Genomic DNA, 16,045 nt, shown 5'->3' with positions numbered 1-16,045 from the left:
CCGGGCCGCCACCGGGCGGGACCGGCTCGCGCGGAGCGCGTGGAAGGGCGGGTGGGTGGGGGAAAATCCGCCCGCGGCGCCCGCGCGCGGCGCTCGTCCGCCGGTCTACGGTCGACGCGCCGTCGACGCGCGGACGACCAGTTCCGTCGCCAACTCGACCCGCGGCGAGTCGATCTCCTCGCCCCGCGCCTGCCGCAGCACCGTCCGCGCCGCCACCTTCCCCATCTCCGCCAGCGGCTGCCGGACCGTCGTCAGCGGCGGCGCCACCCACCGCATCTCCGGCAGGTCGTCGAAGCCCACCACGCTCACGTCCTGCGGCACCCGCAGCCCGCACTGTCGCAGCGCCTCGATCGCCCCCATCGCCATCTGGTCACTCGCCGCGAAGACCGCCGTCGGCGGGTCGGCGAGCTCCATCAGCCGGCGGCAGCCGTGGAAGCCGGACTCGTGGTAGAAGTCGCCCGGCACGGTCAGCTCCTCCTCCACCGGGACACCGGCCGCCTCCAGCGCCGCGCGGTAGCCGTCGTGCCGCGCCCGGCTGCACAGCAGCCGCGGCGGGCCGGCGATGAAGCCGATGCGCCGGTGGCCGAGCTCCAGCAGGTGCTCCGTCGCGGCCATCCCGCCGGCCCAGTTGGTGGCGCCCACCGTCGGCGCGGCGATCGCCGTGCCGCCGGCCGGGTCGACGACCACGATCGGCACCCCGAGCCGGGTCAACTCCTTGTGCAGCAGCGGCTCGAGCACCGACGTCACCATGATCACGCCGTCCGAGGCGCGCGCCCGCAGGTTGGTCATCCACTGCCGGGCGGCCCCGGCCCGGTCGTGGATGGCCGAGACGACCGTGCCGACGCCGGACGCGTGCGCGACCTCCTCGACGCCTCTGATGATCTCCACCGCCCAGGGGCTGTCGAGGTCGTTGAAGACGAGGTCGAGCAGCGCGGCCCGGTCGCCGTGGGGCTGGACCCGCCGCCGGTAGCCGTGGTGCCGCAGCAGCTCCTCGACCTTGGCCCTGGTCTCCGGCGCCACGTCGGACCGGCCGTTGACCACGCGGGAGACGGTGGGCACCGACACGCCCGCCTCCCTCGCGATGGCCGTGATCGTCACCTTGCGTTCGCCTGCCATGAGCACCTCTTCTGTCGCATCCGGGCGCGTCCGGCCACCGGAAGTTTTTCAATGTTATTCCGGAAGGCTTGACGCCCTCCAGGGCGGCCCATAGAACGGACGCGTCAGCCTGCGGGGGCATGACAACGAGAGGGGTATCGCATGCATCCCCTGGTGCGCAGAGCCGCAGTCGTCATCGCGGCCGGGGCTTTTCTGCTCTCCGGCGGCGCGGTGTACGGCAGCGCCCAAGCCCAGGAGTCTCCGTCCGAGGGCCCGGCGGCCTCGGCCGCGACGCTGCGCGAGGCGGCGGCCGCCCAAGGAAGGTTCATCGGCACCGCCATCGCCGACGGCAAGCTGAGCAACACCACCTACACCAACATCGCCCGTACCGAGTTCGACAGCGTCACCGCCGAGAACGTGATGAAGTGGGACACCCTAGAGCCGTCCCGCAACTCGTTCAACTACGCGCCCGGCGACCGGCTGGTGAACTTCGCCCAGGCCAACGACCAGCAGGTCTACGGCCACACCCTGGTCTGGCACAGCCAGCTGCCCGGCTGGGTGTCGAACGGCGGCTTCTCCGCCACCGAGCTCAACTCGATCATGACCAACCACATCACCAACGTGGTCACCCACTACCGCGACTCCGTCGAGTACTGGGACGTGGTCAACGAGGTGTTCAACGAGGACGGCACGCTGCGCGGCTCGGTCTTCCAGAACACCATCGGCCAGGGCTACATCGCCAACGCCTTCCGGGCCGCGCGCGCCGCCGACTCGGACGCCAAGCTCTGCATCAACGACTACAACATCGAGGGCACCAACGCGAAGAGCAACGGCCTGTACAACCTGGTGAGTTCCCTGCTCAACCAGGGGGTGCCGATCGACTGCGTGGGCTTCCAGTCGCACTTCATCCTGGACCAGATCCCGTCCACCCTCCAGGCCAACCTCCAGCGCTTCGCCAACCTCGGCCTCGAGGTCAACATCACGGAGCTCGACATCCGGATGACCACGCCGGCCGACGCCACCAGGCTGGCGCGGCAGGCGACGCAGTACGCGAGCGTGGTGCAGACCTGCCTGGCGATCTCGAACTGCGGCGGCATCACGGTGTGGGGCTTCTCCGACGCCGACTCCTGGATCCCCGGGGTCTTCGAAGGACAGGGCGCGGCCTGCCTCTACGACGCGAACTACGTGGCCAAGCCGGCGTTCAACGCGGTGCTGACGGCGTTCGGCGGGGACCCGGGTGAGGATCCTGGCGGGCCCGGCGAGCCGCCCGTCACCGGCTGCGTCGCCAACTACACGGTCGCCAGCCGCTGGAACACCGGCTCGACGGTCAACGTGAGCGTCACCACGTCCCAGGCGGTCAACGGCTGGACGGTCACCTTCAGCCTGCCGGTCGGCGAGTCCGTCACCAACTCCTGGAACACCGCGCTCAGTCAGAGCGGCACGACGGTCACCGCCCGCAACGCCTCCTACAACGGCTCGGTCGGCGCCGGCGGTTCGTTGAGCTTCGGCTTCCAGACCAACAGCGGCGCCGTCTACAGCGCGCCCGTCCTCTCCCTCAACGGGACGGTCTGCACGGCGTCCTGACGTGCCATCACCCGGCCGGCCCGGCGGCGACGCGCCTCAGCTCGCCGCCGGGCCGAGGCCGGCCTCGGCCGCCAGCCGGCCCACCGCGTGCTCGAAGAACTCGGCGGGCGCGGTGAGGGCGCCGCCGTACTGGTCGAAGACCTCGAAGCCGACGAGGCCCACCAGTTGCGCCCAGGCCGCGAGGGCCGCCGCGAACGCGGCGGGTGGCAGCTCGGGCGCGTACTCGGCGACCAGCGCGGCCACGTCGGCGCGCACCGGTTCGGGCGGCTCGCCCCAGGCCGGCCGCTCCAGCAGGCCGTCCGCGTGCGCCTCGCGAAGGACGGTGAGGAGCGCGAACGGCACCCGGATCCCCGCTCGCTCGGTCTCGCTGGGGGCGGCGTAGCCGGGGATGGGCGTGCCGTGGATCAGGCCGAACTCGTGCGGGCTTGCCACCGCCCAGTCGCGCACGGCGCGGCAGACCCCGACCCAGCGGGCGTGCGGGTCCTGTCGTGGCCCGGCGGCGAGCGCGGCCTCGGCCGCCTCCCCCACCGCGTCGTAGGCGTCGACGATGAGCGCGGTGAGCAGGTCGTCGCGGCTCGGGAAGTAGCGGTAGAGCGCCGAGGAGACCATGCCGAGTTCCCGGGCGACGGCGCGCAGCGACAGCTTGGGCGCGCCCTCGGCGGCCACCCGGCGTCTGGCCTCGTCCTTGATCGCCGCCGTCACCTCGCGCCTGGCCCGCTCTCTGGCCCCCTGGATCGTGCTCATGGCCCCAGTCTGCCATCCTCCGGAACGTCGCTCCATAACGAGAGCGGCGCTCTTGCTTTTGTCCGGCCATGGTGTAACCATTGCTCGCAACCGAGAGCACTGCTCACAAAAGGAAGGGTCACCGGATGTCCACCACCTCGCACGTGAAGAAGCCCGGCTGGTTCACGGTCAACGTCCTGAACCGCCTGGTCGCCTTCCTCGCCCGGCGCGGCGTCAGCATCAAGGGCTCCCGCGTCCTGGCCGTCCGCGGCCGCAAGAGCGGCGACTGGCGCACCACCCCCGTCAACCTGCTCACGGTCGACGGCAACGACTACCTGGTCGCGCCGCGCGGCCATGTCCAGTGGACCCACAACATGCGGGCGGCCGGCGGCGGCGAACTCCGCCTCGGCGGAAAGGTCGAGCCCTTCACCGCCGAGGAGGTGCCCGACGACGAGAAGCCGGCCCTGCTGCGCGCCTACCTCAAGCGTTGGAAGGCCGAGGTCGGGGTGTTCTTCAAGGGCGTCGGCCCCGACTCCCCGGACGCCGACCTGCGCCGCGTCGCGCCCGACCACCCGGTCTTCCGCATCACCCGGTCGTGATCCGCCCGGCCGCCGCTCAGTGCGGGATGGTGTCGATCAACTCGCGCGCGCCCTGGCGCAGCAGCGCCACCGCCACCGAGGTGCCGAGCGTCGCCGGGTCGAGCGGTCCGGCCCACTCGTGGGCGTCGAGCACGGTCTTGCCGTCCGGCGAGAACACCCGCCCCCACAGGCTCAGCCTGCCGTCCCGCTCCGCCTTGGCGTAGCCGGCGATCGGGCTGTTGCAGTGGCCCTGGAGCACGTGCAGGAACATCCGCTCCGCCGTCATCTCCCGCCATGTCCCCGGGTCGCCGAGGCCCGACACCGCGTCGATGACCTCCGCGTCGTCCTCCCGGCACTGCAACGCCAACACCCCCGCCCCTATGGGCGGGCACATCTCGTCGACGCCGAGCACCTGGCTGATCCGGTGCGCCATCCCGATCCGTTCGAGACCCGAGACGGCCAGCAGCAGCGCGTCGGCCTCGCCCGCCGCCAGCTTCTCAAGCCGGCGGTTGGCGTTGCCGCGCATCGGGACGGGCACCAAGTCCGGGTAGGCGGACGTGAGTTGCGCCACTCGGCGGACCGAGGAAGTGCCGATCCTGGTGCCCGGCGGCAGCTGGTCCAACGTGCGCCCGGCCGGGTCGATCAGCGCGTCACGGATGTCGTCCCGCGCCAGGTAGGCGGCGAACACGGTGCCCGCCGGTAGCGGCCGGTCGGCCGGCACGTCCTTGAGGCAGTGCACGGCCAGATCCGCCTCGCCGGTCAGCAGCGCCGCGTCCACCTCCTTGGTGAACGCGCCCTTCCCGCCCAGCTTGGCGAGATCACCCTGCCACCGGTCGCCCGAGGTCGTGACGGGCACCACCTCGGTGCGGATCTCCGGGCGCAGCGCGGCCAATTCGGCGCGAACCCGCTCGACCTGTGCCAACGCCATCGGGGAGGACCGGGAAACGATCCGGATGAGCTCAACGGCCATGCGGGACACGATAGCCTTCCGGCACGGGGACACCTGCCAGACCGAACGCCAGAACGGATACGTAGCCCTCATGGCTGAGGTAGATGACTTCGCCCTGCTGGCCCGCATCGCGAGTGATGAAACGTTGCTGCGCTACTTCGAGTGGCCCTGCGACTTCGATGTGACCCGGCGGGAGCCCGTGGAACACCTGCACCTGTCGTCCGGCGCGCCCCTCGAACCCGTCGCGGGCTGCGGCTCCGGCGGCACCTACTTCCTGATCGGCGAACGGGGCGCCACCCGCCCGGTGATCTACACCAACTCCGAGGGCCAGGGCGGCCTGATCGCCAACAGCCTGCGGGAGGCCCTGGAGTTGATGGCCGGCATCCCCTACTGGATGGAGTGCCTGCACCTCACCCCCGCCGAACTCGCCCGCCCCGAAGTCGACCTGCTGAAGAAGCTGGAACTCGACTTCCACGAGGACCTGCCCGAGTTCGACCCCGCCCACCAGCGCGCCGCGGCGGCCGCCCTCGGCATATCCCCGCCCAGCCCCACCCGACTCCTGCGCCGCCTGCGCGAGCGCGTGGCGCGCACCCGGCCCGACTACATCGTCCACACCAACGAGGGCTGGCCGTACGACAGCTTCTGACTTCTGACGACCGAGTCCTCGAACGCACTGTCAGTGGTGGCCCCTAATGTCGCCGGTATGCCATACGTGACGTTCGTCGACGAGACGACAGCGGGGGAGCGCTCGGCCAGCTGGGCGCTCGACATCACCGGTGAGCGCACCACGCCCCGCGAGCTGATCCGGCGGCGCGTCCGCCACGAGGTCGCCGAGTACAACGCCCGCACCCCCCGCGTCTTCCGCGGCCTCGTCCAGCCGGAGCGCGCCGAGCGGGTGCCCGGCGGCTACGCGATGCCCGCCCCCGGCCACGTCGACGCCGACGCCCAGGTCGAGCGGGCCCTGCGCGCCTTCCAGGGCAACGGCTTTCTGCTGCTGGTCGGCGACCGGCAGCTCACCGAGCTCGACGAGGAGATCGAGCTGACGGCCGACACGGAGGTGACCTTCCTCAAGCTGGTCGCCCTGGTGGGGGGTTGAGGACATGAGCGCACAGCAGCACGCCACCGCCCTGCGGCAGGCCCTGGCGGCCGGCGACACCGCCGCCGCGATCGAGGCGGCCGACGGCATGGTGCGCGCCGCCCTGTCCAGCCGGAAGTGGAACTACGACTTCACGGATGCCTGGTTCCGCTCGCTGTACGAGCTGCCCGCCGAGGTGCGCCGGCCCGTCGCCGAGCGGGTGGCCGCGACCCTCGCCGAACTGCCGGCCGACCGGGAGCTGGTGGAGGTCGGCTTCGACCCCGCCACGGCGCTGACCCTCCTCTCCCACGGCCTGGCGGACGACCGCTTCGAGGCGGCGCGCGACTGGCTGCTGCGCGCCGCGGGACACCACTTCGTCATCGGCCACCTGTGGGGCGTGGAGACCGTCGTCGCCACCGAGACCTCCGCCGGCCGGAGCGTGCCGCCCGAGGCGACGGCCGCCTTCCGCAGGACCGCGCTCAACCGCTCATGGGTCCCCGACGGCACGCGCGCCGTGCTCACACGGCTCACCGACCCCCCGCTGAACGTGGGCGAGGCGTGGGCCGACGCGGCCCTGGCCGCCGTCACCGGGCCCGACGACCCGTGGCTCGCGCTGCTGCGCCACCTCACCACGGCCACCACCGCGAAGCCGTCCGCCGGCTGGGAGGAGACCGCCCGCGCCCTGGCGGACGCGGCCGGCCCCGAGCGGATGCGCGACCTCGTCGTCGCCCTGCTGCGGCAGGTGGGCCGTCCCCGCACCCTCCCGCTCACCGTGGGGGCGTACCGCACCGCCAACGACCTCTTCGACGCGCACAACGCCACGCCACTGCGCGGCCTGGCCTGGCTGGCGTCCCTGCTGCCGCCCGACCGGGACACGGTCAGGGCGCTCGGCGCCCTGGTGGAGACCTCGCTGCGGAAGGTGCCGGGCGTCGGCCCGCGCAGCCCCAAGGTCGCCAACGCCGGCGTGGTCGCGCTCTCCAGGATCGACGGCGAGGCCGCCCTCGCCGAGCTCGCCCGACTGGCCGCCCGCGTCACCTACAAGGCCACCGCCAAGCTGATCGACTCCGTCCTCGGGGACCGCGCCGCCGCGCTCGGCCTCGGCCGCGAGGAGGTCGAGGAACTGGCCGTCCCCACCTACGGGTTGACCTCCGTCGGCGCGGCCACCGGCCAGCTCGGCGAGGCCACCGCCCTGCTCGCGGTCAGCGGCGTCAAGGCCACCCTCAGCTGGCGCACCGCCGCCGGCAAGCAGGTCAAGGGCGTTCCGGCCGCCGTCCGGCGCGACCACCCCGACGAGCTGGCCGAGCTGCGCGCCTCGGTCAAGGACCTCGACAAGATGCTCGCCGCCCAACGCGACCGTCTCGACCGGCAGTTCCTCGCCCGCCGCACCTGGCCGGCCGGGGCCTGGCGGCAGCGCCTCCTCGACCACCCGCTCGTCGGCACGCTCGCCCGCCGCCTGCTGTGGACCGTCGACGGCACGGCCGTCGGCTTCGCCGACGGCGCCCCGCGCACCCTCGACGACACCCCCGTGACGCCGGCCCCGGACGCCGAGGTCACCCTCTGGCACCCGGCCGACCGCGACCCGGCCGAGGTCGCCGCCTGGCGCGACTGGCTCGAACGGCACGCCGTCACCCAGCCGTTCAAGCAGGCCCACCGCGAGGTCTACCTCCTCACCGACACCGAGCGCGCCACCGGCACCTACTCCAACCGCTTCGCCGCCCACATCCTGCGCCAACACCAGTTCCACTCCCTGGCCGCCGTCCGCGGCTGGCGCAACCGACTGCGGCTCGCCGTGGACGACACCCTGCCGCCCGCCGTCCGCGAACTGCCCGAGTGGGGCCTGCGTGCCGAGTACTGGATCCACGGCGACAGCGCCGACCACGGCGCGGACGACATCACGGACTCCGGCAGCTTCCTGCGGCTGCGCACCGACCAGGTGCGGTTCTATCCGCTCGACGCCCCGGAGAACCTGGCGCACTGCGACGGCCGCTGGCCCTACGAGATGTGGCTGCGCGACGGCGCCGAGCCCGTCGAGCCGCTGCCGCTGGCGGAGATACCCCCGTTGGTGCTGAGCGAGGTGCTGCGCGACGTCGACCTCTTCGTCGGCGTGGCCAGCGTCGGCAACGACCCGACCTGGCAGGACGGCGGCCCCGGCGGCCGCCACCGCGAGTACTGGACGTCGTACGGCTTCGGCGAGCTCAACGCGACGGCCAAGACCCGCCGCGCGCTCCTCGAACGCCTCGTCCCCCGCCTCGCCATAGCCGACCGCTGCACCCTGGAGGGCCGCTTCCTGCTCGTGAAGGGCGAGCGCCACACGTACAAGATCCACCTCGGCTCGGGCAACGTGCTCATCTCCCCGAGCGACCGCTACCTCTGCATCGTCCCCACCTCCCGCTCCGCCGCCGAGCAGCCGCCCGGCTACCTGCCCTACGAGGGCGACCACACCCTCGCGGTCATCCTCAGCAAGGCGATGCTGCTGGCCCGAGACACGGAGATCACCGACCGGACGATCCTGAGCCAGCTGTAGCGCCCGCGAAGGCGTCCGCGTGCTCCGCCGCCCACTGGGCGAAGGTGCGGGCCGGGCGGCCGGTGACCTTCTCGACGGTGTCGACGACCGTGCGGCCCACCTCCGGGGTGTTGCCGTACGCCTCCAGCAGGAAGTCGATCACCTCCTCCGGATGGCCCGCCGCCCGCCACCGTGCCACGGCCTGCTCCCGGGTCAGCTCGACCAGACCGATCTCCCGGCCGGTGGCGGCGGCGATCGCCGCCACCTTGTCGCTCACCGTGAGCAGTTCGGGGCCGGTGATCACGTACTCCTCACCCCCGTGGCCCTCCTCGGTGAGCGCCACCGCGGCGACGGCCCCGATGTCGCCCTCGTGGACCATGGCGCTCAGCCGGGAGACGAACGGCTCACGGACCTCCCGCGCGGTCGCGATCGGCTCCGCCCACTCCAGGGCGTTGGCCATGAACTCGACCGGCATGAGCACGGTCCAGTCCACGCCGTCGTCGGCACGCACGGCGTCCTCCAGCGGCGAAGGCCCGCCACCGTGCAACACGGTGACCCGCCGCACCCCGGCCGCGCGGGCCGACTCCAGAATCCGCGGGCCGGTCTCCAACGGGCCGAAGTAGGCCCCGCCGAAGGTGATCAGGTGCAGACCGGTGACACCCTCCAGGGCCGGCACCAGACTCTCGGGCTCGGTCAGGTCCCCCTGCACGACCTCCACCCCGGCCGGAAACACGGCACCCGCCGCGTTCCGCGTGAGCGCCCGCACCTGGTGCCCCCGGGCGAGCAACTCGGCCACGACCTGCCGACCGACGGTTCCGGTGGCGCCGCTGACAAGTATCTTCTGCGTCTTCCGCGTCTTCGTCATGGCACGACCGTAGGGGCCATTGCGGTCACTTCATGTCCGCATTAACCAGGGCGGCGAGGCGGGCCACGGTCTCCTCCGGGGACTCACCGCCGGTGCGGACCGTCTCCGTGGCCAGGGAGCGGGCGAACGGGTCGGTCACCCACTCGGCCAGGAAGTCGTGCCCGTCCTCCGACCGCCACCCGACGCCCCGCTCCCGAAGGCACCGTTCCCGCAACTCCCGTACCGATTTGGTCGGTTCTTCGTACGGCTCCAGGAACCACACGTGCTGACACGTACGCAGCGCCGCGCGCACCCGCTCGCGGCAGGAGGCGTCCGTGTAGTTGCTGTGACCGGCCCCGAGCGCGAGCACCATGCCGGGGAACGCCCCCACCGCCCGCTCCACGGCGTGGGCTCGCGCCGGTTCCCTCTCCCGCTCGGCCGCGACCCGCCCCACGTCCTCGATCCGTCGCCGCACCCGCGCCACGCTCCAGCCGGCCTCGGCGTAGTACGGCCCGGCGATCGCGTCCAGGTCGACGAACTCCCGCCCCAGGGCGGTGGCCACCCCCGCCCCGACGGTCGACTTCCCGGCCCCGGCGGGGCCGATCAGCACCAGCCACGGACCCGTGCGTTGCCGGATCCTGCGCCTCCGCCGGGCGCCTCGCGGCGCGACGCGGTCGATCAGAACGCCCCGGTGATCAGGCCCCGACGCTCGACTCGTGGCGGGGAGTCCGCGCCGAAGCGAAGCGACGCCCCGGGGCCGGTGAGGGCGACGGCGAGTCGGCGGTCCGGGAGTTCGGCGGTGCCCCACGAGGAGAGTGGCTCATGGGTCCAGCCGTCGACCGTCAGATCGGTCACCCCGCTGTACACGACCGACAGCTCGTGCGCCGTGTAGCCTCGCCCGTGCCAGTCCGCGGGTGCGTCCTCCGGCAGGCCGGGACGCCGGCTCGTCACCGTCACCGAATGCTCTCGTTCGTCGATGTGGACCGAGGTGATGTGAGGTTCGTCGAGCGTCACGTCAGAGCCGCCCCCAGTACGCGTGGTCGGTGGTGTCCGGAAGCGAGTCGCCGAGACGGATCTGGTCGACGCGCCCGACATGCCAGAACGTGTCGTCACGGCTGCGGGTCGCCGCGAGGTGCCCGACGGTCAACGACGCGTTGCTCGTGAACGCCAGCACCTGCCCGTCCCCTCCGACCGCCGAGACGGCGATACGGCGCAGGTGGGCCGGCTCCCGACGGCTGACCTCGACGCTCACCGACGCGCCGAACGGCCACCCCACGACCCGCACGTCCGCGACATCCAGGAAACGCACCTGGAACTCGAAGCCGTCGCACCCCGCCGCCACCCACGCCTCGTCGGGCCGGTCCGGCAACCCGGCCAGCCGGAACCGCAACGTGAGCGTGGGCCCGTCACGGTCAAGGTGCAGGGACCCGAGTACCGCACCGTCGAGGATCGGCGGCGTGGTGAAGTACCTGCCCAGCTGCTCCCCGTTGGTCAGGAGATCAGTCCAGGGAAGCGGCACGGGAGTGATCTGTCCGTCCTGCCGGGGCGCTGTCCGTCGTGTCTGCGTCGACAGCTCCCTTCTCTGAGCTGTTGTCGCCGGTTCGAGAAGCAGGTCCCCGCCCTCAGCCGCACAATCTTCTCGGTCAACCCGTGCGGAGCGGGTCACCGTCGGGTCCCCATGTGAACTCGATCCCCTCGGACGTGGCGCACACCCCCGCGCCGCTGGGCGGCAGGTCGAACTCCTCCCGTAGCCAGCCGTCCATCGCCAGGGCGGCCACCTCTGATCGGTAGTCCGCGAGCGGGTAGGAGAGTTCGTGGACCTCGATCAGCATCCCCGAAGGGCATCGTTCCGCCAAGAGCGGCCCGGACAACTCCACTCCCGCCCCGAGCCAGGCCACGTCCCGCCAGTACGTACCGACGGGCACCGTGAGCCACACGTGCCGGTGGACCCGCATCCCACGCTCGACCGGCTGGGGAGGCACGTGTGCCTCGGCTCGCAGATCGGCGGCCAGACCTCCACGGCCGCCCGGGGCGCGAAAGCGGAAGCGATGCGTACGGATCATGCTGCCCTCGAGTACCTAGCTGAATTTCAGGCGGCAGAATACCGCGCTGCTGAAGAAGTGTTCGTTGCCGAAGTTGCTCGTGAATCCGCGGATGTAGTCGCGGTTGTGCGGCACTCCGTCCCCGTAGATCCTGCTGTGGCGATCCATGAATGCCTCCGCGTCGGCCTCCGGCATAGCGGTGATGTCCGCACGGTTCATCGCGGCGAAGTCTGCCTCGGAGACCCTGAAGTGCATGATCTCGACATTGGCCCCTCGACGGTTCCGTAGGAGATCGGCATATGCCTCGGCATCTCCCCGCGTCCCCCAGGAGTAGACGCCGTCACCCCATTGTCCGCGCGTGGCCTCTCCTGGCCAGGGAGTTCCGTCCCCTCGAAGCCGGGCTGCATCCTCCGGGCTCTGTACGGTGAAGAAGTCGAGATAACCCTCCAGGCCCAGCGGATCGGACCAGATATGCGGATTGTGTACATAGGCCACGGGATTGGGTGCCGCGGCTAGGCCGAGTGGGTCCGGGCTGGTGTAGCGGGCGATCTCCGGGTCGTAGTGCCGGTAATAGTTGTAGTGCCAGCCGGTTTCCTCGTCCGCGTACTGGCCCGGGAAACGCAGCGGGGTTTCAGCCTCGTTGTCCTCACGTGTGAGGCGACTACCCCAGAGACTCGTCCTGTTGTGCCAGGCGATTGCCCCGGATTCGTCGAGCATCTCCGTGGGTGCTCCCACGGTGTCGGTGACGATGGCGTAGAACCGAACGTCGATTTCGCTCTGCGGGGCGTCCAGCAGCGAGCGCTGTTCGATCTGGGCGACGGGATGGTTTCCCACGTATTCCCAGGTGGTTGCGTCGATTTCGCTGCCCGTCCCGGCATGGGCGCGGCGCTGCTCGATCACGGTCGCGCCGTCCCAGGAGAAATCGGTTCGCTCGATGACGGAATCGTCCTCGGCTATCCGCATCTTGGCGATTCGCCGGCCCAGCGGGTCATAGAGGTAGCGCCATCGGTCCCCGTCGGGGGTGCGCATCTCCGTGAGTCGGCCCTCTGCGTCCCAGGCGTACCGCCACGTGTCCGGTTTCCGTGACAGCCGCTTCTTCTGCCGCACGATGACGCGTCCCGCGTCATCGTGTTCGTACCGGACACCACCGGCTCGAGTGATTCTGGTGCCGGCATACTCACGGTGGCCGGCCGCCGTGGGACTCTCATGCGCGGCGGGCCATTCGGCGGAGACCTGGTTGCCCGTGGAGTCGTAGACGTAGGACTCGTTGCCTGTAGGACCGTTCACCGCCGTGACCCGCCCACCGGCGTCCACATCGAATCGGACGGCCTGTACCGGCCCGCCCGCTCCTTCCAGGTGGTGGTCGACCGCCGCGAGATAGTGATCGGCCCGGTAGGCGTAAGCACGCTCGCGGATCGATACTCCTCCGCTGAAGATGCTTTGTTTCACCAAGCGCCCAGCAGGGTCCCATGCTCGCCTGAGCAATACGTCGGGACCGAAGCCACGTGTGATCTCGTGTCCCGCCGCGTCGTAGTCGAAGGTCAGGGAACGTTCGATCGCGGTGAGCGAGGCAGGCCGTCCGGCCTCGTCATACGCCCACTCGCTCGTGACGCCACTGGGCGTGGTGCGCCGACGCGGATGGCTGGCGGCATCGTAGGTGTAGGTGACGGTTTCACCATTACAGGTCTCTGCCACCACGCGTCCGACCGGATCACGCTCGATGGTCAACTCGGCATCCGGACCAACGGCCAGTGACAGACGGCCAGCCGGATCGTGCTCATAGCGGGTCAGTCGGCCGTCGGCGTTCTTCAGCACGATGCGCCCCATGCGGTCGCGACTGAACGAGATGACCTGGCCGAGGGCATTGGTACGGGACGTCAGCTGTCCGGCGGCATCCCGCTCGTACCGCACACGGCGGCCGTCGTAGTCGGTCTCCGCGACGAGGCGGCCGGCCGCGTCGTAGCCGTACTCCCACATCAGGCCGGCATCATCCGTCACTCGGGTCAGGTTCAGCTCCGTGTCCCGCTGGAACGTGTGGCGCGTCCCGTCAGGTCGGACCTGGACCAGGGGAAGGTCGAATGCCCCGTACTCGAACTCGGTTCGACCGCCGACTTCGTTCGTGTGGACGAGGCAGTTCCCCTCGCCGTCCCACACCCAGGTCTGTGTGCCACCGAGGGCATCCGTGTGCCGCAGAAGTTTGCCCTCGACGGACCATGCCATCAGCCTGGTGCCCCCGTGAGGCTCGATGACCTCGACCACGCGACCGAAGGCGTCGAGCCGATATCGGGAGGTACCGCCCGTAGCGGCGCTGATGCCGATGAGCTGACCGGCCTCGTCGCGAGCCAGCCTGGTGACCTTGCCAACCGCGTCGGTGACCGCGGTGATCGCACCGGTCGCGTTGCGCGCGTAACGGGTGACAGCTCCGGCGGGGTCGGTGACGGAGATGCGATTGCCCGCCTCGTCATACTCCTGTAGCCAGACGGCGCCATCCGCTTCGTGGATCCGCTCAGGCAATCCCAGGCTGTTGTGCTCAAACCGTACTCGATTACCGTCCGGCCTGGTGACAGCCGCAATGGTGCCGTGGTCGTCGTATTCGTAGGTGGTGGTGCGGCCGAGGGGGTCGGTGATGGTGAGGGGGCGGTCGTAGCGGTCGTATGTGCGGTGGGTGTGGTGGCCGAGGGGGTCGGTCTCGGTGACGAGTTGGTAGCTGTCGTTGAACTGGTAGACGGTGGTGTGGCCGAGGGAGTCGGTGAAGAGGGTGCGGTGGGTGTCGGTGTCGTAGACGATGCGGCTGGCGAGGTAGCCGTCGGTGCCGTCGGTGGCGACGCAGCGGCCTTCGTCGTCATAGGTGTAGCGGTACCAGGTGCCGTTGCGGTCCTCCCAGCCGGTGATGCGTCGCTTCTCGTCGTAGGAGAGTTTCAGCGGTAGGCCGGAGGAGTTGAAGATCTGGGCGAGGTTGCCGCGTTCGTCGTAGCCGTAGCGCAGCAGGGTGGGCTGGTCGGGGTCGTTGAGGAGACGGAGTTCGGTGATGCGACCCTCGTGGGTGGTGATGCCGAGGTGGTAGCCGCCGTGGTGGATGACGTCGGTGGGGGCGCCGGTCTCGTCGTAGCGCAGGTCGACGCGGTTGTCGTTGCGGTCGGTGATGGCGGTGAGGGGGAGTTCGCCGCCGCGTCGGCCGGGGACGGGGGCGAAGTGGAGGGTGTGGCCGGTCTCGCGCTGGTGGATGGTGAGCGGGCCGCCGGGGCCTTCATGCCACGCGAGTCCCCAGCGGGGGCCCTCGACGGGCAGCACCGGCTCGTCGGGTTGGGGGCGGGGGTAGTCGAGGATCATGCCGTCGGCGGTGACCAGCTGCAGTCCGGCGTCGTCGAGGACGAGGCGTTGGTCGAGGGTGGAGGCCCAGGAGGGGCCGAACCAGGTGCCTTCGCGCAGGCTGGTGCGGTGATGGCGGCGGATGATCAGCGGCAGGACGCCGGGGAGTTCGACGTCGACGGCGTCCATGACCATCTCGCCGGTGGCCATGTCGATGGGGTCGGTGCGGCAGACCAGGTTGTCTCCGCCGCGGCCCATCCGGCGGATGGTTTGGCCGAGTCCGCGCATTCCCTGGCGTAGTCCGCGCAGTCCGGTGGTGGCGAGGGAGCGCATGCCTCGGGCGAGGCCGCCGAGGGTGGTGAGGCCTTTCATGCCGGGGATGCAGTCGAGGGCGGCGAAGGCGACGTCCCAGAGGGTGGCGCGGCCGTTGGCGTAGTCGTAGAGGGTGTCGGCGAGGACGACGAGGGCGGCGGCGAGGACGACCCAGGCGAGGGGTCCGCCGATGATCATGACGACGATGCCGAGGACGGCGACGACGACCTTGCAGATCTCGACGATGGTGTCCCAGTTTTCTGAGACCCAGTGGATGGCGTCTTCCCACCAGCGGCGGTTCTGGATGCCGGCGTCGGAGGCGGCGTCGATCTCGGAGGCGCAGGTGCGGGCGGCCTCCTCCCGCATCTCCTTGGCATCCAGGGCCAGTTGGCGGGCGGCGGAGAGGGCTTCCTCGGCGGCGTCGACCCGTGACTGGGCGGAGCTGGCGGCCTCGTTGGCGGCGGTGGCATCGCGAGTGGCGGCGCGTACCTCCGCCTCGGATGGCGGTTCGACGTTCTCGCGTTCGCCCTCGCGTTCCAGGCGTTCGGCCTCGTCACCGGCGCGGGAGACCCAGTCCTGCGCGTCGGTGAGTGCCGCTTGGGCGGTGGAGAGGTCGGCCTGGGCGGATATCGCGCGGTCCAGGGCGCGGTCGGCCATGCCCTGGGCGGTCTCCAGCTTCGGCCAGTACGTCTGGAGGGCCTGGGCGGCCATGTCGTAGGAGGTCTGGAGTTTCTGGAGGTTGGGCGGGACGCCGTCGAACTCGGAGCGGAAGGCTTCGGCGGACAGTCCTGCCCAGTCGAGGACGGCCCGGTCCTCCGCCATGCCGCGGATGCGGCCGAGTGCCTCGCCGACGTCGTCCGCGAAGGTCTGGAGGTCGTCGGCGAGGTCCCGTACCTCGTCCGGGTTCCCGGGTGTCGGGTCCCGGTCCATGTCGACCGGCGACCAGTCAGACGGACGAGCCATGATCTTTCCCCCCGTGGTGATCAAGTAGCGCGCAAAGCCCGACTGTACGGTAAACGGCAGGTCACGTT

14 protein-coding genes are annotated in these 16,045 nt (G+C 70.9%); 5 read left to right on the top strand and 9 right to left on the bottom strand.

Annotated elements, in window-relative coordinates; translation table 11 throughout:
* Positions 1-105: 105 nt before the first annotated feature.
* Positions 106-1,116: a LacI family DNA-binding transcriptional regulator gene (locus RNC47_RS16355; RefSeq protein ID WP_311599474.1), complete on the bottom strand. Its 1,011-nt coding sequence runs from the start codon at positions 1,114-1,116 to the stop codon at positions 106-108.
* Between the two features lie 153 nt (positions 1,117-1,269).
* Here RNC47_RS16355 and RNC47_RS16350 point away from each other — a divergent pair, with 153 nt between their 5' ends.
* A complete protein-coding gene (locus RNC47_RS16350; RefSeq protein WP_311599472.1) occupies positions 1,270-2,679 on the top strand; it encodes an endo-1,4-beta-xylanase in 1,410 nt (469 codons plus the stop codon).
* Between the two features lie 36 nt (positions 2,680-2,715).
* On the opposite strand, the gene RNC47_RS16345 is transcribed toward RNC47_RS16350, so the two are convergent.
* A complete protein-coding gene (locus RNC47_RS16345; protein WP_311599471.1) occupies positions 2,716-3,423 on the bottom strand; it encodes a TetR/AcrR family transcriptional regulator in 708 nt (235 codons plus the stop codon).
* Between the two features lie 125 nt (positions 3,424-3,548).
* Here RNC47_RS16345 and RNC47_RS16340 point away from each other — a divergent pair, with 125 nt between their 5' ends.
* Positions 3,549-4,001 carry a nitroreductase family deazaflavin-dependent oxidoreductase gene (locus RNC47_RS16340; RefSeq protein WP_311599469.1) on the top strand — a complete coding sequence of 151 codons (453 nt, stop codon included), beginning with the start codon at positions 3,549-3,551 and terminating at the stop codon, positions 3,999-4,001.
* A 16-nt stretch (positions 4,002-4,017) separates the two neighbouring features.
* On the opposite strand, the gene hemC is transcribed toward RNC47_RS16340, so the two are convergent.
* Positions 4,018-4,950: a hydroxymethylbilane synthase gene (gene hemC / locus RNC47_RS16335; RefSeq protein ID WP_311599468.1), complete on the bottom strand. Its 933-nt coding sequence runs from the start codon at positions 4,948-4,950 to the stop codon at positions 4,018-4,020.
* 70 nt (positions 4,951-5,020) lie between these two features.
* Between hemC and RNC47_RS16330 the strand changes: the two genes are divergently transcribed.
* Genes RNC47_RS16330 through RNC47_RS16320 form a run of 3 tightly spaced genes read left to right on the top strand, consistent with a single transcriptional unit; the run spans position 5,021 to position 8,528 of the window.
* Positions 5,021-5,575: a hypothetical protein gene (locus RNC47_RS16330; RefSeq protein WP_311599466.1), complete on the top strand. Its 555-nt coding sequence runs from the start codon at positions 5,021-5,023 to the stop codon at positions 5,573-5,575.
* A 57-nt stretch (positions 5,576-5,632) separates the two neighbouring features.
* Positions 5,633-6,025: a hypothetical protein gene (locus RNC47_RS16325; RefSeq protein ID WP_311599464.1), complete on the top strand. Its 393-nt coding sequence runs from the start codon at positions 5,633-5,635 to the stop codon at positions 6,023-6,025.
* Positions 6,026-6,029: 4 nt separating this feature from the next.
* Positions 6,030-8,528, top strand: a complete 2,499-nt coding sequence (locus tag RNC47_RS16320) for a DUF4132 domain-containing protein (protein ID WP_311599462.1) — start codon at positions 6,030-6,032, stop codon at positions 8,526-8,528.
* On the opposite strand, the gene RNC47_RS16315 is transcribed toward RNC47_RS16320, so the two are convergent.
* The 6 genes from RNC47_RS16315 to RNC47_RS16290 all read right to left on the bottom strand — a co-directional run bounded on the left by RNC47_RS16315 (position 8,497) and on the right by RNC47_RS16290 (position 15,977).
* Positions 8,497-9,372 (bottom strand): NmrA family NAD(P)-binding protein, encoded by an 876-nt coding sequence (locus tag RNC47_RS16315; RefSeq protein ID WP_311599460.1) that lies wholly within the window; start codon positions 9,370-9,372, stop codon positions 8,497-8,499. The two genes, RNC47_RS16320 and RNC47_RS16315, sit on opposite strands and share 32 nt — an antisense overlap.
* Before the next feature lie 25 nt (positions 9,373-9,397).
* Positions 9,398-9,961 (bottom strand): shikimate kinase, encoded by a 564-nt coding sequence (locus tag RNC47_RS16310; protein ID WP_311599458.1) that lies wholly within the window; start codon positions 9,959-9,961, stop codon positions 9,398-9,400.
* A 68-nt stretch (positions 9,962-10,029) separates the two neighbouring features.
* Positions 10,030-10,308 (bottom strand): hypothetical protein, encoded by a 279-nt coding sequence (locus RNC47_RS16305; protein WP_311599457.1) that lies wholly within the window; start codon positions 10,306-10,308, stop codon positions 10,030-10,032.
* Between the two features lie 58 nt (positions 10,309-10,366).
* On the bottom strand, positions 10,367-10,870 hold the full coding sequence (locus tag RNC47_RS16300) for an Imm50 family immunity protein (RefSeq protein ID WP_311599456.1): 504 nt from the start codon (positions 10,868-10,870) through the stop codon (positions 10,367-10,369).
* A gap of 124 nt (positions 10,871-10,994) precedes the next feature.
* Positions 10,995-11,183, bottom strand: coding sequence for a hypothetical protein (locus RNC47_RS16295; RefSeq protein WP_311599454.1), 189 nt, complete (start codon positions 11,181-11,183; stop codon positions 10,995-10,997).
* Positions 11,184-11,429: 246 nt separating this feature from the next.
* Entirely contained in the window at positions 11,430-15,977 is a 4,548-nt protein-coding gene (locus RNC47_RS16290) for a DUF6531 domain-containing protein (RefSeq protein ID WP_311599452.1), read from the bottom strand.
* Between the last annotated feature and the right edge of the window lie 68 nt (positions 15,978-16,045).

The organism is Streptomyces millisiae (assembly GCF_031845425.1).
Taxonomy (GTDB): domain Bacteria; phylum Actinomycetota; class Actinomycetes; order Streptomycetales; family Streptomycetaceae; genus Streptomyces; species Streptomyces millisiae.
This window is presented reverse-complemented; position numbering and strand designations above follow the sequence as displayed.